Origin of the sequence: Streptomyces sp. 3330, from assembly GCF_031456635.1 — a bacterium.
GTDB lineage: Bacteria > Actinomycetota > Actinomycetes > Streptomycetales > Streptomycetaceae > Streptomyces.
Window position 1 is genome coordinate 475144 of the sequence record NZ_JAVDVA010000003.1, and the last position, 25105, is coordinate 500248.

Here is a 25105-nt window from a genome sequence, read left to right on the forward strand (position 1 = left end):
TGGCCGTATGGAACCGAAGGTGTCCAGCCTCGCCGACCGGCCCGACATGCTCGGCCCGGTCCAGGACATGCCCGACACCTGGCCGGAGTTCGTGACCCACGACCCGGTGGGCAACGCGCACTACGGCCGGATCCCCGTCGAGTTCCCGGAGTACGCGCTGTTCGCGCAGGACGAGCGGGGGCAGGTCGTCGCCCATGCCTACAGCGTGCCGTTCGCCCTGCGCGCCGACGGCCGTGACGAGTTGCCCGCCCGGGGCTGGGACCAGGTGCTCGTCTGGGCCTTCGCCGATCAGCGCGGCGGGAGGCGGCCCGACACGGTGAGCGCGATCTCGATCGTCATCGCCCCGCACGCGCAGGGCCGCGGCCTCTCCGGGCGGATGCTCTCGGCGATGCGGGACAGCGCCCGGGCGAAGGGGTTCGCCGAGGTCGTGGCCCCGGTCCGGCCGAACGCCAAGCATCTCGAGCCGCGCACCCCGATCGAGGAGTACGCGCACCGGGTGCGGGAGGACGGGCTGCCGTACGACCCGTGGCTGCGGGTGCACGCCCGGGCGGGCGCGAGCATCGAGCGCGTCGCGCCGGCGTCGATGACGGTGGCGGGCTCGCTGGCGCAGTGGCGTCGCTGCCCTTCGACACGCAGGGCGACGTCGAGGTGCCCGGCGCGCTGGTCCCCGTGCGGTGCGAGCCGGAGCGGGACCTCGCGGTCTACGTCGAGCCCAACGTGTGGATGCGGCACCCTCTGTGAGGCCGGGCGGGCGGTCCCGCCGCCTGCGGTGCCGGAGCGGGCGTCCCCCGGCGCCGCGCCCCGAGTCCTCGTCCCGCGGCGGCTACCGCCCGTACGGGTACCCCTGCTGGTACGGCTGGCCCTGCGGGGCCATGGCCCCGCCGTACACGGGCTGGGCGGACGGGATCTTCTTGTCGAACACCGCGGACAGCAGCAGCACCGTCGCCGTCAGCAGGGTCACCAGTATGGCGATGCCGAAGAAGGCGTCGCCGTCGCCGTCGGGCGTGATCACCGCCCACGGCAGGATCACGCACTCGTACAGCGCGAACGAGCCGAAGGCCACCCAGTCCGAGGAGAGGCCGCGGCGCACCGCCACGTACAGGAAGGGCACCCAGACCAGGAAGCCCAGCGAAACCCAGACCAGGACCACCCAGACGAGTCGCTGGAACCAGCCGGCCGTCAGTCGTCTCTCCGCGCCCGCCCCGGTCGCCGTCGTCGGCATTGTCATGTCGCCCCCCAAGTCACCTGGGGCAAGGGTAGGACACGGACAGGCCGCCGCAGGGCACCGCTTCTTTACTGTGACATGAGTGAATCTTGTGCCTATGGGGGCCCTGTGTTTCCCGACCGGTGAGAAGCCGCGGGTTACCGTGCGTTCCGTCCGGGCGCCCGACGTCGAGCCGAGGCCGTAGCGTCGCACCGGATCAGGGGAGTCCAGCCGGACACGACCGTACGCGGCGACAGCGCCGTACGCGTGGAATCGAACGATGGGGTGGGGATGGCCGAGCACCGGCAGTCCAGAAAGCGCAGATACATCACGTGGGGCGTGGCCGGCGCGGCCGTTCTCGCGGGAGCCGGGGCAGCGGCTCAGACCTCGATGGCAGCCACCACGTGGCCCGCCCAGAGGACGTACACCGGGCGGGCCTTCGACGCCTGCACCGCGCCCTCGTCCGCCGCGATGAAGGCATGGAAGACCGACGGCTACTACGGGGGCGCCGCCGTCTACGTCGGCGGCAAGAACCGCGGCTGCGCGCAGCCCAACCTGACGGCCTCCTGGGTGAAGTCGGTCAACACGGCCGGCTGGAAGCTGATCCCGATCTACGTGGGCGCCCAGCCGCCCTGCCAGACCGGCTCCAGCCCCGAGAAGCTCACCGCCGCCACGGCCGCCTCCCTCGGCGCGACCGACGGCGCGGACGCGGTCGCCAGGGCCTCGGCGCTCGGCATGAAGGCCGGCAGCCCGGTCTACCTCGACATGGAGCCCTACGACATCACCGACAAGGCGTGCAACGACGCCGTGTTGACGTATGTGCGCTCCTTCACCAAGACGCTGCGCGCCAAGACGTACCGGGCCGGCTACTACGGCTTCAGCAGCTCCAGCGCCAAGGCCGTCGCCACCGCGACCGACAAGACGGACCTGCCGGGCAACCTCTGGTACGCGCTGTGGGACAAGAAGGACACCACGACCACCGACTGGCCGTGGGGCGCCACCCAGTACACCGGCCACAGCCGTGGCCACCAGTACCTGGTGAACAGCAAGGAGACCCGCGGCGGCTACACGATCACCGTGGACCGTGACGCGTGGGACGCCCCGGTCGCCATCGTCGGCTGACCCGGACCGTCCCCGCGCGGAGCGCCCCACGCGCGCGGGGCTGAGGCCTCGCACCGAAGAGCGGGCGGCGGGCGGGCGCGGCGGTGCCCGAAGTCCTGGTGAATCGTTGGTCGAATGGGTTGGCCCCAGCCGCCCCACTGCCTACCATCGATCACCGCAAGACTTTGTGCACCGTCGCACAATCTCCTCGGGAGGTTTCCCTTGCACCGCCGTCGTCGCACCGCGCTTCTGCTGTCCGCCGCGATCGTGGCGGCCCCTCTCCTCGCCGCCTGCGGGAACGACGCGCATCCCGGCGCGGCGGCCGTGGTCGGCGGCCAGCGGATCACCGTCGCGCAGCTGGAGAGCCGGGTGAACGAGGTGCGCACGGCCCAGCGGGCCGCGGTCACCGACGACGCCCAGTACGCGCAGGCCGTCGCCCAGACCGGCTCCCTCGCCCGCGACACCCTGCACGGCATGGTCCTCGACAAGGTGCTGCACCGCGCCGCCGAGGACGCCGGCATCACCGTCAGCCGCCGGGAGGTCCAGGAGATGCGGGCCGGCCTGGAGCAGCAGGCGGGCGGCGCGAAGGGCCTGGAGACGGCGTGGCTCCAGCAGTACGGCATTCCGCCGCAGCGTCTCGACGACAACCTCCGTCTCCAGCTGGAGGCCCAGAAACTCGCCACCCAGCTCGGCACGAACACCAGCCAGCCCGCCTTCTGGAACGCGCTGTCCAAGGCGTCCGAGGAACTCGACGTGGACCTCAACCCGCGCTACGGGAACTGGGACGCGCAGAAGGTCGCCCGCGTCGACGCGAAGACGCCGTGGGTGCGGGAGATCTCGGCGGCCGGGACGCAGCAGACCACGTGACGATGTGATCGTACGATCGGCCGGTCCCGCCTGTGGATAACTCGCGGGGCCGCTGACCGGCGTGGGTTACGTTCGGGGTGTGAACGCCATCAGCTCCGCCGCCGCCCAGCCCGCGGTCGACGCCCCCGGCCGCGTCGTCCTGCTCACCACCAGCCACCGCGTCGCCCCCGGTCTGCTGTCCTGGCCCGCCTGGCAGGCCCTGCACGCGGCGGACCGGGTGCTGTGCGCGGACGGCGCGCATCCGCAGCTGCCCTACCTGCGGGACGCGGGCGTCACCGTCGAGGAGACCTCCCCGACCGCCGAGGACCTGCTCGCCGCCTGCGCCGGCGGCCGCACGGTCGTGGTCGTGGCCACCGGCGAGGGCGAACCGGCCCTCACCGACGGCCTGGCCCGGCTGGCGGGCTCCGGCCGCGTCTCCATGCCCGAGCTGGAGCTGCTCCCCGCCTCCTACGACCTCCCCGGCGCCCGGCTCCTCGACCTCGTCCAGGTCATGGACCGGATCCGCACCGAATGCCCGTGGTCCTCCCGGCAGACCCACAAGGGCCTGGCGAAGTACGCGGTCGAGGAGTCGTACGAACTGGTCGAGGCGATCGAGGACGGCGATCACGACGAACTCCGCGAGGAACTGGGCGACGTCCTGCTCCAGGTCGTCTTCCACGCCCGCATCGCCGAGGAGGACGAGGAGTCCCCGTTCTCCGTCGACGACGTCGCGGGCACGATCGTCGCCAAGCTCGTCCACCGTCACCCCCATGTCTTCGGCGACGCCACGGCCACCACCCCGGAAGAGGTGAAGGAGCACTGGCTGCGCACGAAGGCGGCGGAGAAGCGGCGGGAGTCGGTGACGGACGGCGTCCCCCTCCACCAGCCCGGCCTGGCCCTCGCGGCGAAGCTGGTCTCCAGGGCCCGCACGGCCCGGCTGGACGTGCCGCTGCCGGCGGCCGCGGGCATCGGCTACGAACTGCTGGCCCTGGCGGCACGGGCCGAGGCGGAGGGCGTCGACCCGGAGGCGGCGCTGCGCGCGGCGGCCCGCGCGTACCGGGACGCGATCCGGGACGCCGAGGGGGTCGACCGTTAGTACCGGGCGTTCCTGATCCGGTGCGTCGGCGCGAGGGCCTGGACGGGCACAGTGAGTCGGCACAGTGAGTCGGCGCAGTGAGTCGGCGCAGTGAGTCGGCGCAGTGAGTCGGCACGGGAGCCGGAGGACCTGGGGGCCGGGCCGCGCAGGTGCTCGGCAGGGGGCGCCCGCCGCGCGCAAGGCGCTCGCGGAGCGCGGCGGGGACACCGCTACGGTCGGGGAGTGACCGAGCAGCCCGACACAGACCACCCGGACCGTACCGCTCCCGAACTCTTCACCTGGGAGTTCGCGACCGACCCCTACCCCGCCTACGCCTGGCTGCGCGAGCACGCGCCCGTGCACCGCACCACACTGCCCAGCGGCGTCGAGGCCTGGCTGGTCACCCGGTACGCCGACGCCAGACAGGCCCTCGCCGACCAGCGGCTCTCCAAGAACCCGGCGCACCACGACGAACCGGCGCACGCCAAGGGCAGGACCGGCATCCCCGGCGAGCGCAAGGCCGAGCTGATGACGCATCTGCTCAACATCGACCCGCCGGACCACACCCGGCTGCGCAGGCTCGTCAGCAAGGCCTTCACCCCGCGCCGGGTCGCCGAGTTCGCGCCGCGCGTCCAGGAGCTGACGGACCGGCTCATCGACCGGTTCGCCGCCGAGGGCCGGGCCGACCTCATCCACGACTTCGCCTTCCCGCTGCCCATCTACGCGATCTGCGACCTCCTGGGCGTCCCCCGGGAGGACCAGGACGACTTCCGCGACTGGGCCGGGATGATGATCCGGCACGGCGGGGGGCCGCGGGGCGGTGTCGCGCGGTCGGTGAAGAAGATGCGCGGGTACCTGCTGGAGCTCATCCACCGCAAGCGCGCGGAGCTCCCCGCCGACCCGGCTCCCGGCGAGGACCTCATCTCCGGTCTGATCCGCGCCTCGGACCACGGCGAGCACCTCACCGAGAACGAGGCCGCCGCCATGGCCTTCATCCTGCTGTTCGCCGGTTTCGAGACGACCGTCAATCTCATCGGCAACGGCACCTACGCGCTGCTCACCCACCCCGAGCAGCGCGCACGCCTCCAGCGGTCGCTCACCGCGGACGACGGCGAGCGCGGTCTCCTCGAGACGGGCGTCGAGGAACTCCTGCGCTACGACGGCCCCGTGGAACTGGCCACCTGGCGGTTCGCGACCGAGCCGCTGCGCGTCGGCGGGCAGGACATCGCGCCGGGCGACCCGGTGCTCGTGGTGCTGGCGGCCGCCGACCGTGACCCGGAGCGTTTCCCGGAACCCGACACCCTCGACCTGTCCCGGCGTGACAACCAGCACCTCGGGTACGGCCACGGCATCCACTACTGCCTGGGAGCCCCGCTGGCCCGGCTGGAGGGCCAGGCCGCGCTGGCCACCCTGCTCACCCGGCTCCCCGACCTGCGACTCGCCGTGGAACCGGCCGAGTTGAGGTGGCGGGGCGGGCTCATCATGCGTGGACTGCGGACGTTGCCGGTCGAGTTCACTCCGGTGCGTCCCGCGTCATGAGCGGTGCACACCTGACCGGATGTCAGCCGGAGTGTGACCGTTCGGCGGAGCAAAGGTGACCGGCACTCAAGTCTGTGATCTTCACGTGATCTGCGCGGCATTAACTTGTGACAAGTGATCGTCTGCCGATACGTTCACTCGTCAGCGCGACGCATCGGTTCCGCTCGCCGCGCCGGTCAGTGCTGTCCAGAGAAAGGCCCCTCGCATGCTCTCCGGGAACGGTCGTCACCGTCGCCCCCGCCAGGCCCCGGCGCTCCTCGTCGCGGCCGGAGTGACGGGCTCCGCCATCGCCATCCCGCTGCTCGCCGCCTCCGGCGCGAGTGCGGCCGAGGGCACGGTGTGGGACAAGGTGGCGCAGTGCGAGACCGGTGGCTCGTGGAGCGCCGACGAGGGCCGGGGCGAGTACGGCGGCCTGAGCCTCACCCAGAAGGACTGGGAGGCGCACGGCGGCCTCGACTACGCGGCGAGCCCCGATCTGGCCAGCCGCAGCCAGCAGATCGCCGTGGCGCAGGAGGTGCTCGCGGCCGAGGGGATCGGCGCGTGGGGCACCTGCGGGCTGACCTCCGGGCTCACCCAGGAGAACGGCGCGCTGAGCGTGGACACCGGCGTGGCGGACGACTCGTCCGACTCGTCCGACTCCTCTGGGTCTTCCGGATTGTCCGACCTGTCCCGGGGATTGTCCGGCTCCTCCGGCTCCTCCGACGGTGACGATTCCTCGACCGACTCGTCCGACTCCTCCGCCGATGCCTCCAGTTCGCCCTCGGCGTCCGCTTCCTCCCCTTCGTCCTCTTCCTCCGCCGCGGAGGACTCCGCTGCGACCGGCGACTCCGCCGGCCGGACCGGTGGTTCGACGGAGGCCGGGTCGCCCGCGACCGCCCCGAGTGCGGACGACTCGGACAAATACGTCCAGGATGAAGGTTCTTGGAGCCTCGTCGACACGGGCTCCCTCGGCTCCGGCCGCCACCGTGGCGCCACCGCCGACGAGGTCGCGACGAAGAGCGCGACCGACGCCGGCGTGGACGGCACCACCACCGCGTCGGCCGGACGGCACGCCGCGGCGACCTATGTCGTCCAGGAGGGCGACTCCCTCGCGTCCATCGCCGACTCCCTTGGCCTCGACGGCGGATGGCGCGCCCTCTACGCCGAGAACAGGGACCTCATCGGCGTCGACCCGAGCAACATCGCCGCCGGTCAGACCCTCGACACAGGGGTGTAATAGGGCGCAAAGCCCAAGAAAAACAGCGGGAGTTCACGTCACGCTTCGCGCCGAATGTCCGGTTTGGTGAAAGTGTGGGATGAGTCTCAGAAGCCCTGATCGTCTTTGAAATTCCTCCGATCGCGTGTCTACGGTCGAGGCCGCTCGGCAACCCGAGCCCCGGCCGTCGCAACGCCGAATCCTGCCAGCGGCGGCCCGGGAACAGTCGTCGCGTCAAGCGCCGCAGGCAGGAGCGGGGGACCCAAGGTAAGTGCCGCGCCGGTCGGTTGACCGGAACGGCTCGGGGTGAAGCCACACCTCCCGCGGAGCAGCGCTCCGCCGGACGAGGAAGTGGCCGGGCAACTCACACGGCCCGAACCCGACAGCTCACCTCGTAGGCGTCGGTGAGGGGATCCACCATGCTGTTTTCCGCAAAGGGCAAGCACCGCCGTCCGTCCAAGGCGACCCGCGTCGCCACGCTCGCCGGTGTCACCGGTGTCGCCATCGCCGCCCCGCTGATGGCGGCCGGCAACGCCTCCGCCGCCACCGCCTCCGAGTGGGACGCGGTCGCCCAGTGCGAGTCCGGCGGCAACTGGTCCATCAACACCGGCAACGGCTACTACGGCGGCCTCCAGTTCTCCGCGTCCACCTGGGCGGCGTACGGCGGCACGGCCTACGCCTCGCAGGCGAACCAGGCCTCCAAGGCCCAGCAGATAGCCATCGGCGAGAAGGTCCTCGCGGGTCAGGGCAAGGGCGCCTGGCCGGTCTGCGGCACCGGCCTGTCCGGCGCCGCCTACAACGGCTCGAGCGCCGAGTCCTCGGACTCCGGCTCCGCCGGCTCCACCGGCTCGTCGAACAGCGGCAGCACCGGCAGCCGCTCGACCGAGGAGCAGAGCGCCTCCCGCTCGACCGACCGCCCGGCCGCCTCCAAGACGGTCACCACCCCGACCGGCAAGAAGGTCAAGAAGGGTGACGGCGAGTACAAGGTCGTCAAGGGCGACACCCTCAGCTCCATCGCCGAGAAGCACAAGGTCAAGGGCGGCTGGGCGAAGCTGTTCGAGCTGAACAAGGACATCGTCGACCAGGCCGACCTGATCTACCCGGGCCAGCAGCTGCACCTGAAGTGACCCGCGCCTGACGTGGCACTCGGCCCGAGGTGACACCTGGCCCCCAGAGAAGCCACAGCGCCCTCATATCCGGGGTCGGCACACTGAAGACCTCGTGAGGGTCCCCCCGTCCCCACGGGCTCCCCGCTCCGGTGCGTGTTCCCCCGTACGCACCGGAGCGGGGTTTCTCTTTGCCCGTTCGTCACCTCCTGTCGGCTTTTCTGGGCCACCCCCTTTGTTCCGGGCGGAAACAATAGGTACCGTCTGTCTGTCCACGGGACGGTCGGTCGGCTGCCGACGGCCCCGGGGCGGTTAGGCTCTAGTCGCAAGGCTCAGCAAGGGTTCATCAAGGCCCCTGGGCCCCGCACAACCAGCGTCACATCCCAAGAAGGAGATGCTCGTGCCGTCCATCGACGTCGTCGTAGCCCGGGAAATCCTGGACTCCCGAGGCAACCCCACGGTCGAGGTCGAGGTCGGCCTCGACGACGGCAGCACGGGTCGTGCCGCCGTTCCGTCCGGCGCCTCCACCGGTGCCTTCGAGGCCATCGAGCTCCGCGACGGTGACCCGAACCGCTACCTCGGCAAGGGTGTCGAGAAGGCCGTGCTCGCCGTCATCGAGCAGATCGGCCCGGAGCTCGTCGGCTACGACGCCACCGAGCAGCGCCTGATCGACCAGGCCATGTTCGACCTGGACGCCACCGACAACAAGGGCTCGCTCGGCGCGAACGCCATCCTCGGCGTCTCGCTCGCCGTCGCCCACGCCGCCTCCGAGGCCAGCGACCTGCCGCTGTTCCGCTACCTGGGCGGCCCCAACGCGCACCTGCTGCCGGTGCCGATGATGAACATCCTGAACGGCGGCTCGCACGCCGACTCCAACGTGGACATCCAGGAGTTCATGATCGCCCCGATCGGCGCGGAGTCCTTCTCCGAGGCCCTGCGCTGGGGCGCCGAGGTCTACCACACCCTCAAGAAGGTGCTGAAGACCAAGGGCCTGTCCACCGGCCTCGGCGACGAGGGCGGCTTCGCCCCGAACCTGGAGTCCAACCGCGCCGCGCTCGACCTCATCATCGAGGCCATCCAGCAGGCCGGTTACGTCCCCGGCGAGCAGATCGCGCTCGCGCTCGACGTCGCCGCGTCCGAGTTCTACAAGGACGGCAAGTACGAGTTCGAGGGCAAGTCCCGCTCGGCCGCCGAGATGACCGAGTACTACGAGGAGCTCGTCTCCGCGTACCCGCTCGTCTCCATCGAGGACCCGCTGTACGAGGACGACTGGGCCGGCTGGAAGGTCATCACCGACAAGCTGGGCGACAAGGTCCAGATCGTCGGCGACGACCTCTTCGTCACCAACCCCGAGCGCCTGGCCCGCGGCATCGAGGAGGGCTCCGCCAACGCCCTGCTCGTCAAGGTCAACCAGATCGGCTCGCTGACCGAGACCCTGGACGCCGTCGAGATGGCCCAGCGCAACGGCTTCAAGTGCATGATGTCCCACCGCTCCGGCGAGACCGAGGACGTCACCATCGCCGACCTCGCCGTCGCGGTGAACTGCGGTCAGATCAAGACCGGCGCCCCGGCCCGCTCGGACCGCGTCGCCAAGTACAACCAGCTGCTGCGCATCGAGGAGATCCTCGACGACGCCGCGGTGTACGCCGGGCGCTCCGCGTTCCCCCGGTTCCGCTCCGCGAACTGATCGTCGCAGCAAGGGCCGAGTCAAGGCTCCGCCAGTCGTACGTACGTCCCCGTACCCGGTCCCGTACCGTGTGCGGGGACGTACGCACGTGTGAGACGGGAGGCGTGAAGCAGTGGCCGTGAAGGACCGGGACCGTTTCTCCACCGCGACCAGGATCAAGCTGCTCGGCGAGCAGACCGCGGCCCGGGTCTACCGCTCCCAGACCAAGCGCCAGGCCCGCCGCTCCCGGCTCACCGGCCGCGCCGCGCTCCTCGCGCTCGTCCTGTGCACGCTGATCGTGGCGCTGGCCTATCCGATGCGCCAGTACGTCTCCCAGCGCGCCGAGATCGCCGACCTGGAGCGGGAGAAGCGCCAGGCCAGCGAGCGCGTCGAGCAGCTGCGCGACCTCAAGGCGCGCTGGCAGGACGACGCCTACGCGGAGCAGCAGATCCGGCAGCGGCTGCACTACGTGCTGCCGGGGGAGACCGGGTTCGTGGTGATCGACCCGGACGCGGCCCGGCAGTCCCGCGCCGACCTCGGCGCGGCCGACCGCCCCTGGTACTCGAACGTCTGGGACGGCGTCGACAAGTCCGACGCCTCCGACCAGTGAACTGACCGATAGAAAGACAGGCATGCAAACGCCCCCGCCGACCACCCCGCGCACCGAGCCCACCGACGCGGACGTCGAGGCCTTCAAGCAGCAGCTCGGACGGCCGCCGCGCGGCCTGCGCGCGATCGCGCACCGCTGCCCCTGCGGAGAGCCGGACGTCGTGGAGACGGCCCCCCGCCTGCCCGACGGCACGCCCTTCCCGACGCTGTACTACCTGACGTGCCCGAAGGCCAACTCGGCCATCGGCACGCTGGAGGCGAACGGCGTGATGAAGGAGATGACGGAGCGGCTCGGGACCGACCCGGAGCTGGCCGCCTCCTACCGCGCCGCGCACGAGGACTACATCCGGCGCCGGGACGAGATCGAGGAGCTGCAGGGCTTCCCCAGCGCGGGCGGCATGCCGGACCGCGTGAAGTGCCTGCACGTGCTCGTCGCGCACTCCCTGGCCGCCGGCCCGGGCGTGAACCCCCTCGGCGACGAGGCCCTGGAGATGCTCCCGGAGTGGTGGCGCAAGGGCACGTGCGTGGCGCGGGGCCCGCGCGACGACGCGGCGGAGGGCGCCCGATGACCCGCGTGGCCGCCGTCGACTGCGGTACGAACTCGATCCGCCTGCTCGTCGCCGACGCCGACCCGGAGACCGGCGAGCTGGTCGACCTGGACCGCCGGATGACGATCGTCCGCCTCGGCCAGGGCGTCGACCGCACCGGCCGGCTCGCCCCCGAGGCGCTGGAGCGGACCTTCGCGGCCTGCCGGGAGTACGCGGCCGCCATCAAGGAGCACGGCGCGCAGCGGCTGCGCTTCGTCGCCACCTCCGCCTCCCGCGACGCGGAGAACCGGGACGAGTTCGTGCGCGGGGTGCTGGACATCCTCGGCGTCGAGCCCGAGGTCATCACCGGCGACCAGGAGGCCGAGTTCTCCTTCACCGGCGCCACGAGGGAACTGGGCGGGCGCGCCGACCTGGCCAAGCCCTTCCTGGTCGTGGACATCGGCGGCGGCTCGACCGAGTTCGTGGTCGGCGACGACCGGGTGCGCGCCGCGCGCTCCGTCGACGTGGGCTGCGTACGGATGACGGAGCGGCACCTGGTCGTGGACGGGGAGGTCACCGACCCGCCCACCGCCGGGCAGATCGCGGCGATACGCGCCGACATCGAGGCCGCCCTCGACCTCGCCGAGCGGACGGTCCCGCTGCGCGAGGCGCACACCCTGGTGGGCCTGGCCGGCTCGGTGACGACGGTCGCGGCGATCGCCCTCGGGCTGGAGGCGTACGACTCCACGAGGATCCACCACGCGCGGATCTGCGTCGACCGGGTCAGGAGCATCAGCGACGACCTTCTCCGGGCCACCCATGAAGAGCGGGCCGCGTATCCGGCGATGCACCCGGGCCGGGTGGACGTGATCGGGGCGGGCGCGCTCGTCCTGCTGGCGATCATGGAAAGGATCGGCGCGGAGGAGGTCGTCGTGAGCGAACACGACATCCTCGACGGCATCGCCTGGTCGATCGCGTGACGGCGGCCGGGGCGCTACTTGCACTCTGCTGAGCAGGCAGGATGCCCGTATGAGCAGACCCGAGGGGCCCTTCGTGGCCCCTCGGGCGCGTCCCGGGGGCACCCCCTCGGGAAAGTTCGTGAAGTTCTTCACAAGGAATTCGGCCCTGTCGGAGGACAGAGGGGCCCCGGTTGACCCTTCCGGGGGCCCAACACCCCTGTGAACGTGTTCAAAAGAGGCGCGCGCGGACGTATCGCGAAGGTTCACGGAAGGGGTTCCGGACGGTCCTCACGGAGCCCTTCCGGGCCCGGAGAGGCAGCTCACGCGGCATGGACAACGTCATGCCCTACACGCTGGTTCCCGCTCCGCGCCATGACGTGGATCACGCGGGTCGCGGAGGATAGCACACACCCCCGGGAAGCTTGTGAAGGGGCGCACGAGCGACCCCCCTCGAGCGGGTGGATACTCGATGGCATGAGCACCACGGAGCGTCCCAGGATCCTCGTAGTAGGCGGTGGGTACGTAGGCCTGTACGCAGCTCGGCGCATCATGAAGAAGATGCGCTACGGCGAGGCGACCGTCACGGTCGTCGACCCCCGGTCGTACATGACCTACCAGCCCTTCCTCCCCGAAACCGCCGCCGGCAACATCTCCCCGCGCCACGTCGTCGTCCCGCTGCGACGCGTGCTGCCCAAGGCGGAGGTCCTCACCGGCCGGGTCACCACCATCGACCAGGACCGCAAGGTCGCCACGATCGCCCCGCTGGTCGGCGAGGCGTACGAGCTGCCCTTCGACTACCTGGTGATCGCGCTCGGCGCGGTCTCCCGCACCTTCCCGATCCCCGGCCTCGCCGAACAGGGCATCGGTATGAAGGGTGTCGAGGAGGCCATCGGCCTGCGCAACCACGTCCTCGAGCAGCTCGACAAGGCCGACTCCACGACCGACGAGGAGATCCGCCGCAAGGCGCTCACCTTCGTCTTCATCGGCGGCGGCTTCGCCGGCGCGGAGACCATCGGTGAGGTCGAGGACCTGGCCCGGGACGCGGCCAAGTACTACAAGACGGTGTCCCGCGAGGACATGCGCTTCATCCTCGTCGACGCCGCCGACAAGATCCTTCCCGAGGTCGGCCCCAAGCTGGGCCAGTACGGCAAGGAGCACCTCGAGGGCCGCGGTGTGGAGATCTACCTCTCCACCTCCATGGACTCCTGCGTCGACGGCCACGTGGTGCTGAAGAACGGCCTCGAGGTCGACTCCAACACCATCGTCTGGACGGCCGGCGTCAAGCCCAACCCGGTGCTGGCCCGCTACGGCCTGCCGCTGGGCCCGCGCGGTCACGTGGACACGGCCCCGACCCTCCAGGTCCAGGGCACCGACTACATCTGGGCCGCCGGCGACAACGCCCAGGTCCCGGACGTCGCCGCCCGCAAGGCCGGCGTCGAGAACGCCTGGTGCCCGCCGAACGCGCAGCACGCGCTGCGGCAGGCCAAGGTCCTCGGCGACAACGTGATCTCCGGTATGCGGGGCTTCCCGCAGAAGGAGTACTCGCACTCCAACAAGGGTGCGGTGGCGGGCCTCGGCCTCCACAAGGGCGTCGCGATGATCGTCATGGGCAAGATGAAGATCAAGCTCAAGGGCCGTCTCGCCTGGTACATGCACCGCGGCTACCACGGCCTGGCGATGCCGACGTGGAACCGTAAGATCCGCGTCTTCGCCGACTGGACGCTCGGCATGTTCCTCAAGCGCGAGGTCGTGGCGCTCGGTGCGCTGGAGTCCCCGCGCGAGGAGTTCTACGAGGCCGCGAAGCCGGCCCCGGTCGCCGCGAAGCCGGCCGTCGAGAAGACCGAGAGCGAGAAGGCCAAGGCCTCCTGACCTCCGGTCACCGACCCCCGGTCAGCTGACTTCCGGTCACCTGGCCACAGGTCACCCGACCTCCGGCCGCAGGGCCGCAGGTCACGGGAACACCCCCGAAGGGGCCGTCCGCCATCCGTGGTGCGGACGGCCCCTTCGGCGTGCGCGGGGCCCGCGCCCGGACCGCGCCCGGGCCCCGGCCCGCGCGCCGGGGCCCGGCGGCGAGACCTGCCCTGTGCAGGTATTTTGCCGAGCCATGACGGCCGCGCGGGACTGGACGGCGCGCTCTTCCGTGTTTACGTGGTGTCAGGACATTGCGGGATCACCCGTCACGGAGGTGTGCATCATGGCTGACGCCGCGCCGCGGCTCCACGCCCTCGTCGAACAGTTGCTGGGAGCCCCCTTCCCGGTGCGCGTCCGCGCCTGGGACGGTTCGCAGGCGGGCCCGCCCGAGGCGCCGACCCTGGTCGTCCGCAATCGCCGGGCCCTGCGGCGGCTCCTTTTCAAGCCCGGTGAACTCGGCCTCGCCCGCGCCTGGGTGGCCGGCGACCTGGCGGTCGAGGGGGACCTCTACACCGCTCTCGATCTGCTCTCCGGCCTGATCTGGCAGCGCGGCGAGGACGCCCGTACGCTCGCCCGGGCGATGCGCGACCCCGACTTCCGTTCGGCGGTGCGCGGCCTGCTGGCACTCGCCGGACCGCCGCTGCCGCCCGCCCCGCCGCGTGAGGAGGTCCGCCGGACCGGACACCTCCACACCCGCCGCACCGACCGGCGCGCCGTCAGCCACCACTACGACGTCGGCAACGACTTCTACGCGCTCGTCCTCGGCCCGTCCATGGTCTACTCGTGCGCCTACTGGGAGTCCGCGGACAGCACCCTCGAACGCGCCCAGCACGACAAGATCGAACTCGTCTGCCGCAAGCTCGGCCTGAGACCCGGGGCGCGGCTGCTGGACGTCGGCTGCGGCTGGGGCTCCCTCGCCGTCCACGCCGCCCGTGAGCACGGCGTCACCGTCGTCGGGATCACCCTCTCCCAGGAGCAGGCGGCGTTCGCCCGCAAGCGCGTCGCCGACGCCGGGCTCACCGACAAGGTCGAGATCCGCGTCCAGGACTACCGGGACGTCACCGACGGGCCGTTCGACGCGGTCTCCTCCATCGGCATGGCGGAACACGTCGGCTCCGAGAAGTACCTGGAGTACGCGCGCGTCCTGTCCGCCCTGCTCCGGCCCGGCGGCCGGCTGCTCAACCACCAGATCGCCCGCCGCCCGCAGCGCGACGAGTCGGCGTACGGCGTGGACTCGTTCATCGACGCCTACGTCTTCCCGGACGGCGAACTCGCCCCCCTCGGCACCACGGTCGGCCAGCTCGAACGGGCGGGCTTCGAGGTCCGTGACGTCGAGTCGATCCGCGAGCACTACGCCCTCACCCTGCGCCGCTGGGTGGCCCGGCTGGAGGCCGACTGGGACCGGGCCGTCCACCTCACCAGCCCCGGTCGCGCCCGGGTCTGGCGGCTCTACATGGCCGCCTCCGCCGTCGCCTTCGAACGCAACCAGATCGGCGTCAACCAGGTCCTGGCCGTGCGGACCCCGGGGTCGGGCGACTCCGGCATGCCGCTGCGCGCCCGCACCTGGAACTGACGGCCGCCGCACGCGCGAGGGGCCCCGCCGCACCGCGCGACGGGGCCCCGAACCGGTCCTGCCCTACTCGGACTTGATCGCGGCCAGCATGTTCAGGCGCGACGCCCGCCGGGCCGGCCACAGCGCGGCCAGGATGCCCACCCCGGCGGCCAGCAGCAGGAAGACGGCCATCCGGGCCCACGGCACGACCAGTTCGTACGTCGGCATGCTGGCGCCGAGCAGCTCACCGGCGGCCCAGCCGAAGAACACGCCCAGGCCGATGCCGAGCACCCCGCCGAAGAGCGAGATCACCAGGGACTCCAGCCGGACCATCCGCTTGACCGAGCGCCGGTCCAGGCCGATGGCCCGCAGCATGCCGATCTCCTGGGACCGCTCGAAGACCGACATCGCCAGGGTGTTGATGACGCCGAGGACCGCGACGATCACGGCCATCGCGAGCAGCCCGTAGAGCATGTTCAGCATCAGCGTGAACATCTTCGCGACCTCGTCGGAGAGGTCCTGCTTGCTCTGGACCTTGATGGCCGGGTTGGCGCCGAGGGCCTTCTCCAGCCGGTCCTTCGTGGCGTCCGAGGCGCCGCCCGAGGTCTTGACCATGACCCGCATGTCGGCCGGGTCCGCCAGATGCGGGGTGAGGGCGGCGTTGTCCAGCAGGATGCCCTGGATGAGCTCGTTGCCCTCGTAGACCCCGGAGACCGTCAGCTGCTGCTTCTTGCCGTCCTCGTAGTGGACCGTGAAGGCGGAACCGGCCTTCCAGCCGTGCGACTCGGCGGTGGCGTCGTCGACGACGACCTGCCCGCCGCCGACCTCGAAGGAGCCGTCGTCGACCGTGAGGTCGGTCAGCGAGCCGATGGAGGAGCCGGTGACGCCGGTGAGGTACTCGGTCGTGCCGTCGATCCGGCCGGGTGCGTTGCGCATCGGGCTGGTGGCGGTGACCCCGTCGGTGGCCTTCAGCTTCTCGTCGATGTCGGCGGACAGTTCGTTGCCGTTCGCCATCGACACGACGTAGTCGGCCCTGATCGCGGAGGACGCCATCTTGTCGATGGACTTCTGGAGGCTGCCCGCCATCACCGTCATACCGGTGATCAGGGTCAGCCCGATCATCAGCGCGGAGGCCGTGGCCGCCGTACGGCGCGGGTTGCGCACCGAGTTCTGCCGGGCCAGCTTGCCGGACACCCCGAAGATCCGCAGGACGGGCGCGGCGGCCGCGATGAGCGGGCGGGACAGCAGCGGGGTCAGGATGAAGACGCCGATGATGAGCAGGACCGCGCCGAGGCCCATGGGGGCCTGGCCGTCCGAGCCGCTCATCGTCGTCGCGGTCAGGACCACGGCGACGCCCGCCGCCGAGAACAGGGCGCCCAGCGTGTTGCGCAGCACCAGGGACTTGGTGGTCGCGGTGGCGTGCACGCTGCTCATCGCGGCGACCGGCGGGATCTTCGCGGCGCGACGGCCGGGCAGCCAGGCCGCCAGCATGGTGATGACGACGCCGACGACGAGGGCGGCGGCGACCGTGCCGCCCGACACGACGAGCGGACCGTCGGGGACGGTCGCCCCCAGTGTCCCCAGCAGCGAGCGCAGCCCGGCCCCGATGCCGATGCCGGCCACCAGACCGGTCACCCCGGCGACCGTGCCGACGACGAACGCCTCGATCAGCACCGAGCGCGTGACCTGCCGGCGGGAGGCGCCGACGGCCCGCATCAGCGCGAGTTCCTTGGTCCGCTGGGCGACCAGCATGGTGAAGGTGTTGGCGATGATGAAGGTGCCGACGAACAGCGCGATCCCGGCGAAGACCAGCAGCCCCTGCTTCATCCCGCTCATCGAGGCGGAGATCATCTCCGCCTGGTCGTCGGCGAGTTGCCCGCCGGTGACGGTCTCGACCTCGCCCTTCGGCAGGGCGGCGTCCAGCGCGGCCTTCAGGGCGCTCTGCGAGGTCCCGGCGGCGGCCTTGACGTCTATCTCGTCGTAGGTGCCGGGCTTGCCGAAGAGCGTCTGGGCGGTCGCCGTGTCGAACAGCGCGAGGCTGCCGCCGGCCGCGACGTTGCCGTCGTCGGTGGTGAAGATGCCGGTGACCCTCGGGCTGAGGACGGGGCCGTCGACGGAGATCCGCACGGTGTCACCGACCTCGTACCCGGCCCGCTCGGCCGTCCGGGAGTCGATGACGACCTCGTCGGCGCCGCGCGGCGCGCGCCCGGCGGAGAGCGGGTACCGGGTGTCCTTGTCGCCCCAGTAGTTGCCGCCCTGGGACTGGAAGCCGCCGCCGACGAGCTTGCCGTCCTTGTCGGCGATGGCGGTGAAGCCGTCCACGACGCCGATGGCGGACGCGGCGCCGGGCACCTTCGCGCTCCGCTCCAGCAGCGCCTGGGTCAGCTCGGGCGTCTTGACGATGCGGTCGCCGACGTCCTCCTGGGCCTCGGCGGTGACGGCGACGTCGACCTGGTCGAAGCCCTTGGCGGAGCTGTTCTGGAGGGCGCCGGAAAGGGTGTTGGTGAAGACCAGGGTCCCCGACACGAAGGCCACGCCGAGCATCACGGCGAGCACGGTCATCAGGAGCCGGGCCTTGTGCGCGAGTACGTTGCGCAAGGCGGTACGGAACATGGGTTCTTCTCAGTCCTGCTCGTCGGCGAGCGGTCGGTCCCGGTGGGGGGATCAGCTGGTGCGGCCCTTGGCGTCGAACTGCTTCATCCGGTCGAGCACCGAGTCGGCGGTCGGGCCGTACACCTCGTCGACGATCCGCCCGTCGGCCAGGAAGATCACCCGGTCCGCGTAGGCCGCGGCCACCGGGTCGTGGGTCACCATCACCACCGTCTGGCCCAGCTCCCGCACCGAGTTGCGCAGGAAGCCGAGCACCTCGGCGCCCGACCGCGAGTCGAGGTTTCCGGTCGGCTCGTCCCCGAAGATGATGTCGGGACGCGAGGCGAGGGCGCGGGCGACCGCGACCCGCTGCTGCTGGCCGCCGGAGAGCTGAGAGGGCCGGTGGCTCAGCCGGTCGGCGAGCCCCACCATCCGGATGACCTTTTCCAGCCACTCCTTGTCCGGCTTACGGCCCGCGATGTCCATCGGGAGCGTGATGTTCTCGATCGCCGTCAGGGTCGGCAGCAGGTTGAACGCCTGGAAGATGAAACCGATCTTGTCCCGGCGCAACTTGGTGAGCTGCTTGTCCTTCAGGGCGCCGAGCTCGGTGTCGCCGATGCGCACGGAGCCGGAGGAGAAGCTGTCGAGGCCCGCGACGCAGTGCATCAGCGTGGACTTGCCGGAGCCGGACGGCCCCATGATCGCGGTGAACTCGGCCTGCCGGAAGTCGACGGAGACCCGGTCCAGAGCGACCACCTGGGTCTCGCCCTGTCCGTAGATCTTCGACAGGTCCGTGGCGCGTGCGGCCACGGCGGTGGTCCGCTCGGCGAGGGGGCTGGTGGTCACGGGCGTGGCTCCTGACGGGACGACGGCAAGTCTGGGGGACGAGAACCATCGTCCTGGCCGCCGACGGCCGTGTAGTCACCCGCTGTTCCGGTTCCGAGGGCAGCCTCGGGTCGGACGGTGGGCCGTCATGTCATACCTGGGGATGACCCCTGTCCCTGAGAGCCCGATCGTCAAGAACCGGTGGAGCAACCTCGTTCGGACGGTGAAATTCCGTCATTCCGCATACGCAAGCGGTTGCCGCGCGCGAGGCTATTGGCAAGTGCAGATGGCCAGTTCCAGGTGCTGATGCACCCTCAGACGTCAATAAAATAAGACAACATCGGTCCGCTGTTCCGCTGTTCGAGGGACGGATCCCGATAGGGTCGGAAGCTCAAGCGGAGCCCTCAGGCCTGCCCAGATGGTGGAATGCAGACACGGCGAGCTTAAACCTCGCTGCCCCTTCGCGGGCGTGCCGGTTCAAGTCCGGCTCTGGGCACTTCCGACGTCCCGGCGATCGCTGCATCCTCCATCGAGGCATTGACCGCCGCGGCGGTCGGCTCCCTCCACTTCTCGACGTCTCACCGTCCCGGCGTCTCGCCCTCCCGGCGTCTCGCGATGCCGACGTCCGACGTCCCGACCGTTGACACCCGGTAACCGGGGGCGCAGACTCACGTTCCAAGACAGTGAAGAAAACTTCACTGTGCGAACAGTGAAGGGATACGCCCGATGCGCACCACCGTCGGCATCGTCGGCGCCGGCCCCGCCGGCCTCCTCCTCGCCCGTCTGCTGCACCGCGCCGGCATCGACTCCGTCGTGCTGGAGAGCCGCGACCGGGCCTACGTCGAGCAGCGACAGCGCGCCGGGATCCTGGAGCAGGGCACGGTGGACGTGCTGCGCGCGGCCGGCGCGGGGGAGCGCATGGACCGGGAGGGGCTGCCCCACGACGGCATAGAGCTGCGCTTCGCCAGGCGGCGGCACCGCGTCGACTTCCCCGCCCTCACCGGCGGCCGGTCGGTGATGGTCTACGCGCAGACCGAGGTGTGCAAGGACCTCATCGCCCTCCAGCTCGCGGACGGCGGCCCGCTGCTGTTCGAGGCGGAGGCGCTGGCCGTCGAGGGCGCCGGCACCGACCAGCCGCGGATCCGCTTCCGCCACGAGGGGGCCGAGGACGTCCTCGAGTGCGACTACGTCGTGGGCTGCGACGGCTTCTGGGGCGTCGCACGGCAGGCGATCCCGGCCGCGTCGACCCGGGTCTTCGAGCGGACGTACCCCTTCGGCTGGCTCGGCATCCTCGCCGACGTGCCGCCCTCGCACGACGAACTCGTCTACGCCCGCCACGACCGCGGCTTCGCGCTGCTGTCCATGCGCTCCCCGTCCGTCTCGCGCCTCTACCTCCAGGTGCCCGAGGGCACGGACGCCCAGGCGTGGGGCGACGAGGAGATCTGGGACGAGCTGGAACGGCGCTTCGAGACCGACGACGACTGGAAGCTGGAGCGCGGGGCGATCACCCAGAAGTCGGTCACCCCCATGCGCTCCTACGTGCACGAGCCCATGCGGCACGGCAGGCTCTTCCTCGCCGGGGACGCGGCCCACATCGTGCCGCCGACCGGGGCGAAGGGGCTGAACCTCGCCGTCGGGGACGTCGTCACCTTCGCGCGGGCCCTCACGCACCGCAGGGAGACGGGGTCCACCACTCTCCTGGACGCCTACTCCGAGACCTGCCTGCGGCGCGTGTGGCAGGCCGAGCGGTTCTCGTACGACATGACCACCCTCCTGCACCGCGCCCCCGACGCCACCCCCTTCGAGGACCGCCTCCAGCTGGCCCGGCTGGAGCGGATCGCGTCCTCGCGCGCCGCCGAGACCGACCTGGCCGAGGCGTACACCGGTTTCCCGTTCGGGTGAGCGGACGGCGGGCCCCGTCGGAGACCCGCCCGGCCCCGCCGGGTCTCCGTCCGGTACCGGCCATGTCGCGGCTCGGTCATGAATACGGCCCTCCTGTGCCGGGAATCACGACGCCACGTAGCGTGTTGGCCAGCAGCACGAGGGAAAGATCCTCCCCAAGCACTAGGGTCAATCCTTTGCCTACCTATTACCCTTGAGCTCAAGGCCGCGCAGTGTGGCCATGGAGGAGTGCAATGAGGAGCAGAAACCCGGTCTTCTCGCGACGGGGGTTCAGCCGCGACAACGGCTACGCGGGCTTCAACGCCGCGCCGCAGGCCGGGGGACCCGCAGTCGGCACGCAGCAGGGCAACCCGTACGCCCAGCAGGCCGGCAACCCGTACGCGCAGAACCCTTACGCCCAGCAGGACCTGCAGTACGGCGCCCCGCCGCAGGCCCCGGCCGCCACCGGCCGGATGACCATGGACGACGTCGTCGCGCGCACCGCGACCACGCTCGGCACCGTGGTCGTCACGGCGGTGCTGTCCTGGGTGCTGCTGCCCGTCGACGAGGCCAACCTCGGCAAGTCGTACGGCATCGCCATCGGCGCGGGTCTGGTCGCCATGGTGCTGGCCCTGATCCAGTCGTTCAAGCGCCGCGCGGCCCCCGCGCTGATCCTGTCGTACGCCGCCCTCGAGGGCGTCTTCCTCGGCGTGATCTCCAGCGCGGTCTCCACCTACATCGCGGACGGCGTCGTCGCCCAGGCGGTGATGGGCACCATGGCGGTCTTCGCCGGCGTGCTCGTGGCGTACAAGGCGGGCTGGATCCGCGTCAACCGCCGCTTCTACGGCTTCGTGATGGCCGCCGCGCTCGGCTTCGTCCTGCTGATGGCCGTGAACCTGCTGTTCACCGTCTTCGGCGGCGGCGACGGCCTCGGCTTCCGCAGCGGTCCGCTCGGCATCGTGTTCGGCGTCATCGGCATCCTGCTCGGCGCCTGCTTCCTCGCCCTCGACTTCAAGCAGGTCGAGGACGGCATCGCCTACGGCGCCCCGCGCGAGGAGGCCTGGCTCGCCGCCTTCGGCCTCACGCTGACGCTGGTGTGGATCTACATGGAGTTCCTGCGACTCCTCTCGATCCTCAACAGCGACTGATCGACGGCGACCGGCCGACCGGTCGTGGCACCGCCCAGACGGTGAGGAAGGGCCCCGGGATCCGATCCCGGGGCCCTTCCCCGTGTCCGTGGGCGGTGTGTCGCGTGCGCGCTAGAGGAGTTTGCGCGCGGCCCTCCTCAGGTCGTACTCGTGGATGATCGCCTTGGCGTGGCCGTACGCGAGGTTGTGCTCGGCGCGCAGCCAGCTGACCTTCTCCTCGAAGCGGAGAGCGGGGCCTTCGTCGACGGTGCGCAGCCAGTCGGCTACTTCACGACCGGTGCAATGGGGGATGCGGGCCAGTATGTTGCGGTGGGTCTCCTCGGAGAGGACATGGGACATCGGCGCCTCCGGTAGCAAAGGGGATGTAAGCCGGTCCTTCAGGTCACGGTGCCTGAGTGTTCGCCCGTTGGCAACAGTCCCGGTGCGACGCGTAGTCTCGCGGCGTGGCTGATACGACGTCCCTGACCCGTGCGGTGGACCACTTCGCCGATCGTCTGCGCGCCGCCCCGCAGAGCCGGCTCCAGAGAGGCGCCGCCGCGGAGGCGCTGGCGCTGGCGCGGGAGTTGGTCCGGCGCGCCCAGCTGATCGAGGAGCCCGGGACGCCGCCGCGCGAGATGCCGGACGCCGGGATGTTCGCCGCCGCCGATCAGATCACCGTCGCGGCACACGACTTGGCCCTCGTGCTCACGGACGAGGGCCAGGTGCGAGAAGCTCTGGAGTTGGTGGCGCAGGCGCAGAAGCGGGCGGGCGTGTGAGCCTCACAGGCTCGCTATGACCCGGTCGGCCAGGATGTAGACGTTCTCCGCGCCGCACTGGAACGTCAGGGTGTACGCACCCGAGATGCCCGAACCGCCCAGCAGGAACGGGGTCTCGCCCGCGGTGAGGGCCGCGGCGAGGCGGTCCGCCGTCTCACGGTGGCCCGGGGTCATGCACAGGGTGGTGCCGTCGGCGAAGACGTAGACGTCGAGGGTGCCGAGCGGGCCCGGGCGGACGTCGGTCAGTTCGATCTGGGACGCGGCCAGTTCCTCGAGGGTCGCCACCGTGCGCTCGTGGTCGTTCACGACCGGTGACTGGACCGGCACGAAGTCGGGGTGGGACGGGTGACGGCGGCGGGCCGCGGCCAGTTCGGCGGAGTCCCCGGCGAACTCGTCGGCGTCCGCGGTCGGCTCGCTCACCGACTCCAGGGGCTCCAGGCCCACGAAGTCGGTCTGGCGGGGCAGGAACAGCTCGCTGTCCGGGAGGCCCAGCAGGGTGGGCGCGTCGGAGGCGTCGCGCGACTCCTGGGCGGCCCAGAAGGCGCGGGCCTCGGCCAGCTCCCGCTCCCGCTCCTCCGCGAGCGCGTCGGCGACGGCGGCGCGTATCTCAGCCGCGTCGGCCGTCCCGCGGGCGGCGGGGACGAAGCCGCGCAGCTCGGCGGCGGTCTCCTCGGCGTTCCTGGCGTCCTTGGCGAGCTGGGTGTGCAGGGCGGCGACCTGCCGGCGCAACTGCAAGAGGGTGCGCAGGACGGCGACGCCCACGGCGCCCGTGGCGGCCGTGGTGACCAGCAAGGCGATCGGCATGGCGCTCACTGACGTACTCCCGGTTCAAAGTCGACCCCCGACTTCCTACATCAGCTTGAAGGGCGGACTATCCAGCTGTCAGTGCGTAACGTCACGAAACGGGCAGGACTTTGGGCCCGGGGTTCGGTACCGAAAGGCGCTGAGCTGGGTAAATCCCTCCGGGGAGGGAGATAGGTCACATCCTGGGGGAGATTGGATCACAAAACGGCCCGGAGTCCAGGGGCTTTCCGGACTCCGGGCTGATCCGTCACGGCAGGTGCTGAAGCGGTTACGCAGGGGCTCTGCCGCGGGCCCCGGCGCGGGCGGTCAGCTCAGGCGCTCGATGACCATCGCCATGCCCTGGCCGCCGCCGACGCACATCGTCTCCAGACCGAACTGCTTGTCGTGGAACTGGAGGGAGTTGATGAGCGTGCCGGTGATGCGGGCGCCCGTCATACCGAAGGGGTGGCCGACGGCGATGGCGCCGCCGTTGACGTTCAGCTTGTCCGGGTCGATGCCCAGTTCGCGGTAGGAGGGGATCACCTGGGCGGCGAACGCCTCGTTGATCTCGACCAGGTCGATGTCGTCGATGGTGAGACCGGCCCGGCGCAGGGCCTGGTTGCTCGCCTCGACCGGGCCGAGGCCCATGATCTCGGGGGACAGGCCGGAGACGCCGGTCGACACGATGCGGGCGAGCGGGGTGAGTCCGAGCTCGCGGGCCTTGGTGTCGCTCATGACGACGACCGCGGCGGCGCCGTCGTTCAGCGGGCAGCAGTTGGCGGCGGTGACCAGGCCGTCGGGGCGGAAGACCGGCTTCAGGCCCTGGACGCCCTCCAGCGTGACGCCGGCCCGCGGACCGTCGTCCTTGCTGACGACCGTGCCGTCGGGGAGCGTCACGGGGGTGATCTCCCGCTCCCAGAAGCCGTTCTTGATGGCTTCCTCGGCGAGGTTCTGCGAGCGGACGCCGAACTCGTCCATGTCCTGGCGGGTGACGCCCTTGAGGCGGGCGAGGTTCTCGGCGGTCTGGCCCATCGCGATGTACGCGTCCGGGACGAGGCCGTCCTCGCGCGGGTCGTGCCAGGTGGTGCCCTCCTGCGCGGCGACGGCCGCGGTGCGCGCCTCGGCCTCGGCGAAGAACGGGTTGCGCGTGTCCGGCAGGCTGTCGGAGTTGCCCTTGGCGAACCGGGAGACCGTCTCGACACCGGCCGAGATGAAGACGTCGCCCTCGCCGGCCTTGATGGCGTGCAGGGCCATCCGGCTGGTCTGCAGGGACGAGGAACAGTAGCGGGTGATCGTGCAGCCGGGGAGGTGGTCCATCCCCATCTGCACCGCCACGATGCGGCCGAGGTTGTTGCCCTGCTCGCCGCCGGGCAGACCGCAGCCGAGCATGAGGTCGTCGATGTCCCTCGGGTCCAGCTCCGGGACCTTGGCGAGGGCCGCCTGGATGATCGTGGCGGTGAGGTCGTCCGGGCGCAGGTCCTTCAGGGAGCCCTTGAAAGCGCGGCCGATGGGCGAGCGGGCGGTCGAGACGATGACGGCTTCGGGCATCACGGCTCCATTGGCGAGGGGTTTTCGTACGGGCACGGCTGTCTGGGAAGTTACCCGTACGTATGGCCTGGGTCACGGGGGTGGCGGTGTGACCCTGGCCGCAATTTACTAAGCGCTTGCTTGGCTCGTCGTCGACGGGACGGACGCGTGCGGGGGAGACGGCGCGCCGGACCAGGGGCCGCGCCCCCGGACCCCCGGACCCCCGGACCCCCGGACCCCCGGACCCCCGGACCCCCGGACCCCCGGACCCCCGGACCCCCGGACCCCCGGACCCCCGGACCCCCGG

21 protein-coding genes, 1 tRNA gene, 1 pseudogene and 1 riboswitch are annotated in these 25105 nt (G+C 71.1%); of the genes and pseudogenes, 17 read left to right on the forward strand and 6 right to left on the reverse strand.

Translation table 11 applies throughout. From position 1 onward, the window contains the following. Nucleotides 1–7 precede the first annotated feature (7 nt). Nucleotides 8–741, forward strand: a pseudogene (locus J2X68_RS08000) (N-acetyltransferase). 82 nt (nucleotides 742–823) lie between these two features. Here J2X68_RS08000 and J2X68_RS08005 read toward each other — a convergent pair. Beyond that, nucleotides 824–1228, reverse strand: coding sequence for a hypothetical protein (locus J2X68_RS08005; RefSeq protein ID WP_310431730.1), 405 nt, complete (start codon nucleotides 1226–1228; stop codon nucleotides 824–826). 267 nt (nucleotides 1229–1495) lie between these two features. Here J2X68_RS08005 and J2X68_RS08010 point away from each other — a divergent pair, with 267 nt between their 5' ends. From J2X68_RS08010 to J2X68_RS08065, 12 genes are all read left to right on the forward strand, one after another. Continuing rightward, a complete protein-coding gene (locus J2X68_RS08010) occupies nucleotides 1496–2326 on the forward strand; it encodes a glycoside hydrolase domain-containing protein (protein WP_310431773.1) in 831 nt (276 codons plus the stop codon). 201 nt (nucleotides 2327–2527) lie between these two features. Beyond that, on the forward strand, nucleotides 2528–3172 hold the full coding sequence (locus J2X68_RS08015; protein WP_310431731.1) for a SurA N-terminal domain-containing protein: 645 nt from the start codon (nucleotides 2528–2530) through the stop codon (nucleotides 3170–3172). Nucleotides 3173–3233: 61 nt separating this feature from the next. Beyond that, the gene (locus tag J2X68_RS08020; protein WP_399039492.1) at nucleotides 3234–4247 is read left to right on the forward strand and encodes a nucleoside triphosphate pyrophosphohydrolase; all 1014 of its coding nucleotides are present in this window, start codon (nucleotides 3234–3236) and stop codon (nucleotides 4245–4247) included. 222 nt (nucleotides 4248–4469) lie between these two features. Next, nucleotides 4470–5765, forward strand: coding sequence for a cytochrome P450 (locus J2X68_RS08025; protein WP_310431733.1), 1296 nt, complete (start codon nucleotides 4470–4472; stop codon nucleotides 5763–5765). A 205-nt stretch (nucleotides 5766–5970) separates the two neighbouring features. After that, the gene (locus J2X68_RS08030; RefSeq protein WP_310431734.1) at nucleotides 5971–6981 is read left to right on the forward strand and encodes a transglycosylase family protein; all 1011 of its coding nucleotides are present in this window, start codon (nucleotides 5971–5973) and stop codon (nucleotides 6979–6981) included. Nucleotides 6982–7189: 208 nt separating this feature from the next. Beyond that, nucleotides 7190–7376: riboswitch (cyclic di-AMP (ydaO/yuaA leader) on the forward strand. A gap of 3 nt (nucleotides 7377–7379) precedes the next feature. Further along, on the forward strand, nucleotides 7380–8087 hold the full coding sequence (locus J2X68_RS08035) for a transglycosylase family protein (RefSeq protein WP_310431735.1): 708 nt from the start codon (nucleotides 7380–7382) through the stop codon (nucleotides 8085–8087). Nucleotides 8088–8460: 373 nt separating this feature from the next. Next, complete coding sequence (eno, locus tag J2X68_RS08040; RefSeq protein ID WP_310431736.1) at nucleotides 8461–9753, forward strand: phosphopyruvate hydratase; 1293 nt, start codon at nucleotides 8461–8463, stop codon at nucleotides 9751–9753. A gap of 112 nt (nucleotides 9754–9865) precedes the next feature. After that, nucleotides 9866–10342 carry a septum formation initiator family protein gene (locus J2X68_RS08045; RefSeq protein WP_310431737.1) on the forward strand — a complete coding sequence of 159 codons (477 nt, stop codon included), beginning with the start codon at nucleotides 9866–9868 and terminating at the stop codon, nucleotides 10340–10342. A 22-nt stretch (nucleotides 10343–10364) separates the two neighbouring features. Continuing rightward, complete coding sequence (locus J2X68_RS08050) at nucleotides 10365–10910, forward strand: DUF501 domain-containing protein (RefSeq protein WP_310431738.1); 546 nt, start codon at nucleotides 10365–10367, stop codon at nucleotides 10908–10910. Beyond that, on the forward strand, nucleotides 10907–11848 hold the full coding sequence (locus tag J2X68_RS08055; RefSeq protein WP_310431739.1) for a Ppx/GppA phosphatase family protein: 942 nt from the start codon (nucleotides 10907–10909) through the stop codon (nucleotides 11846–11848). The genes J2X68_RS08050 and J2X68_RS08055 overlap by 4 nt, the downstream gene beginning before the upstream one ends. Nucleotides 11849–12301: 453 nt before the next feature. Further along, nucleotides 12302–13696 (forward strand): NAD(P)/FAD-dependent oxidoreductase, encoded by a 1395-nt coding sequence (locus tag J2X68_RS08060; protein WP_310431740.1) that lies wholly within the window; start codon nucleotides 12302–12304, stop codon nucleotides 13694–13696. Nucleotides 13697–14021: 325 nt separating this feature from the next. Continuing rightward, nucleotides 14022–15311 (forward strand): cyclopropane-fatty-acyl-phospholipid synthase family protein, encoded by a 1290-nt coding sequence (locus tag J2X68_RS08065; protein ID WP_310431741.1) that lies wholly within the window; start codon nucleotides 14022–14024, stop codon nucleotides 15309–15311. Between the two features lie 63 nt (nucleotides 15312–15374). Here J2X68_RS08065 and J2X68_RS08070 read toward each other — a convergent pair whose 3' ends face one another. Together J2X68_RS08070 and J2X68_RS08075 are read right to left on the reverse strand one after the other, a co-directional pair. Continuing rightward, a complete protein-coding gene (locus tag J2X68_RS08070; RefSeq protein ID WP_310431742.1) occupies nucleotides 15375–17903 on the reverse strand; it encodes an FtsX-like permease family protein in 2529 nt (842 codons plus the stop codon). A 51-nt stretch (nucleotides 17904–17954) separates the two neighbouring features. After that, nucleotides 17955–18725 (reverse strand): ABC transporter ATP-binding protein, encoded by a 771-nt coding sequence (locus J2X68_RS08075; protein ID WP_020128485.1) that lies wholly within the window; start codon nucleotides 18723–18725, stop codon nucleotides 17955–17957. 391 nt (nucleotides 18726–19116) lie between these two features. On the opposite strand from J2X68_RS08075, the gene J2X68_RS08080 reads away from it, so the two are divergent. The 3 genes from J2X68_RS08080 (at nucleotide 19117) to J2X68_RS08090 (ending at nucleotide 21733) form a co-directional block, all read left to right on the forward strand. Continuing rightward, nucleotides 19117–19200 (forward strand) — tRNA-Leu (locus J2X68_RS08080). A gap of 230 nt (nucleotides 19201–19430) precedes the next feature. Further along, a complete protein-coding gene (locus J2X68_RS08085; RefSeq protein WP_310431743.1) occupies nucleotides 19431–20606 on the forward strand; it encodes a 4-hydroxybenzoate 3-monooxygenase in 1176 nt (391 codons plus the stop codon). Between the two features lie 233 nt (nucleotides 20607–20839). Next, the gene (locus J2X68_RS08090) at nucleotides 20840–21733 is read left to right on the forward strand and encodes a Bax inhibitor-1/YccA family protein (protein ID WP_020128487.1); all 894 of its coding nucleotides are present in this window, start codon (nucleotides 20840–20842) and stop codon (nucleotides 21731–21733) included. 111 nt (nucleotides 21734–21844) lie between these two features. On the opposite strand, the gene J2X68_RS08095 is transcribed toward J2X68_RS08090, so the two are convergent. Beyond that, the gene (locus J2X68_RS08095) at nucleotides 21845–22072 is read right to left on the reverse strand and encodes a DUF4287 domain-containing protein (protein WP_020128488.1); all 228 of its coding nucleotides are present in this window, start codon (nucleotides 22070–22072) and stop codon (nucleotides 21845–21847) included. A 104-nt stretch (nucleotides 22073–22176) separates the two neighbouring features. Here J2X68_RS08095 and J2X68_RS08100 point away from each other — a divergent pair, with 104 nt between their 5' ends. Next, a complete protein-coding gene (locus J2X68_RS08100) occupies nucleotides 22177–22488 on the forward strand; it encodes a hypothetical protein (protein ID WP_310431744.1) in 312 nt (103 codons plus the stop codon). A 3-nt stretch (nucleotides 22489–22491) separates the two neighbouring features. Here J2X68_RS08100 and J2X68_RS08105 read toward each other — a convergent pair whose 3' ends face one another. Both J2X68_RS08105 and J2X68_RS08110 read right to left on the reverse strand, forming a co-directional pair. Next, nucleotides 22492–23301 (reverse strand): hypothetical protein, encoded by an 810-nt coding sequence (locus tag J2X68_RS08105; protein WP_310431745.1) that lies wholly within the window; start codon nucleotides 23299–23301, stop codon nucleotides 22492–22494. Nucleotides 23302–23598: 297 nt separating this feature from the next. Continuing rightward, complete coding sequence (locus tag J2X68_RS08110) at nucleotides 23599–24819, reverse strand: acetyl-CoA C-acetyltransferase (protein ID WP_310431746.1); 1221 nt, start codon at nucleotides 24817–24819, stop codon at nucleotides 23599–23601. Between the last annotated feature and the right edge of the window lie 286 nt (nucleotides 24820–25105).

Coding starts and splice junctions, on each gene's coding strand:
- J2X68_RS08005 (WP_310431730.1), bottom strand. CDS start 1,228: ATGACAATGCCGACGACGGCGACCGGGGCGGGCGCGGAGAGACGACTG.
- J2X68_RS08010 (WP_310431773.1), top strand. CDS start 1,496: ATGGCCGAGCACCGGCAGTCCAGAAAGCGCAGATACATCACGTGGGGC.
- J2X68_RS08030 (WP_310431734.1), top strand. CDS start 5,971: ATGCTCTCCGGGAACGGTCGTCACCGTCGCCCCCGCCAGGCCCCGGCG.
- J2X68_RS08035 (WP_310431735.1), top strand. CDS start 7,380: ATGCTGTTTTCCGCAAAGGGCAAGCACCGCCGTCCGTCCAAGGCGACC.
- eno (WP_310431736.1), top strand. CDS start 8,461: ATGCTCGTGCCGTCCATCGACGTCGTCGTAGCCCGGGAAATCCTGGAC.
- J2X68_RS08050 (WP_310431738.1), top strand. CDS start 10,365: ATGCAAACGCCCCCGCCGACCACCCCGCGCACCGAGCCCACCGACGCG.
- J2X68_RS08055 (WP_310431739.1), top strand. CDS start 10,907: ATGACCCGCGTGGCCGCCGTCGACTGCGGTACGAACTCGATCCGCCTG.
- J2X68_RS08060 (WP_310431740.1), top strand. CDS start 12,302: ATGAGCACCACGGAGCGTCCCAGGATCCTCGTAGTAGGCGGTGGGTAC.
- J2X68_RS08065 (WP_310431741.1), top strand. CDS start 14,022: ATGGCTGACGCCGCGCCGCGGCTCCACGCCCTCGTCGAACAGTTGCTG.
- J2X68_RS08070 (WP_310431742.1), bottom strand. CDS start 17,903: ATGTTCCGTACCGCCTTGCGCAACGTACTCGCGCACAAGGCCCGGCTC.
- J2X68_RS08085 (WP_310431743.1), top strand. CDS start 19,431: ATGCGCACCACCGTCGGCATCGTCGGCGCCGGCCCCGCCGGCCTCCTC.
- J2X68_RS08090 (WP_020128487.1), top strand. CDS start 20,840: ATGAGGAGCAGAAACCCGGTCTTCTCGCGACGGGGGTTCAGCCGCGAC.
- J2X68_RS08095 (WP_020128488.1), bottom strand. CDS start 22,072: ATGTCCCATGTCCTCTCCGAGGAGACCCACCGCAACATACTGGCCCGC.
- J2X68_RS08110 (WP_310431746.1), bottom strand. CDS start 24,819: ATGCCCGAAGCCGTCATCGTCTCGACCGCCCGCTCGCCCATCGGCCGC.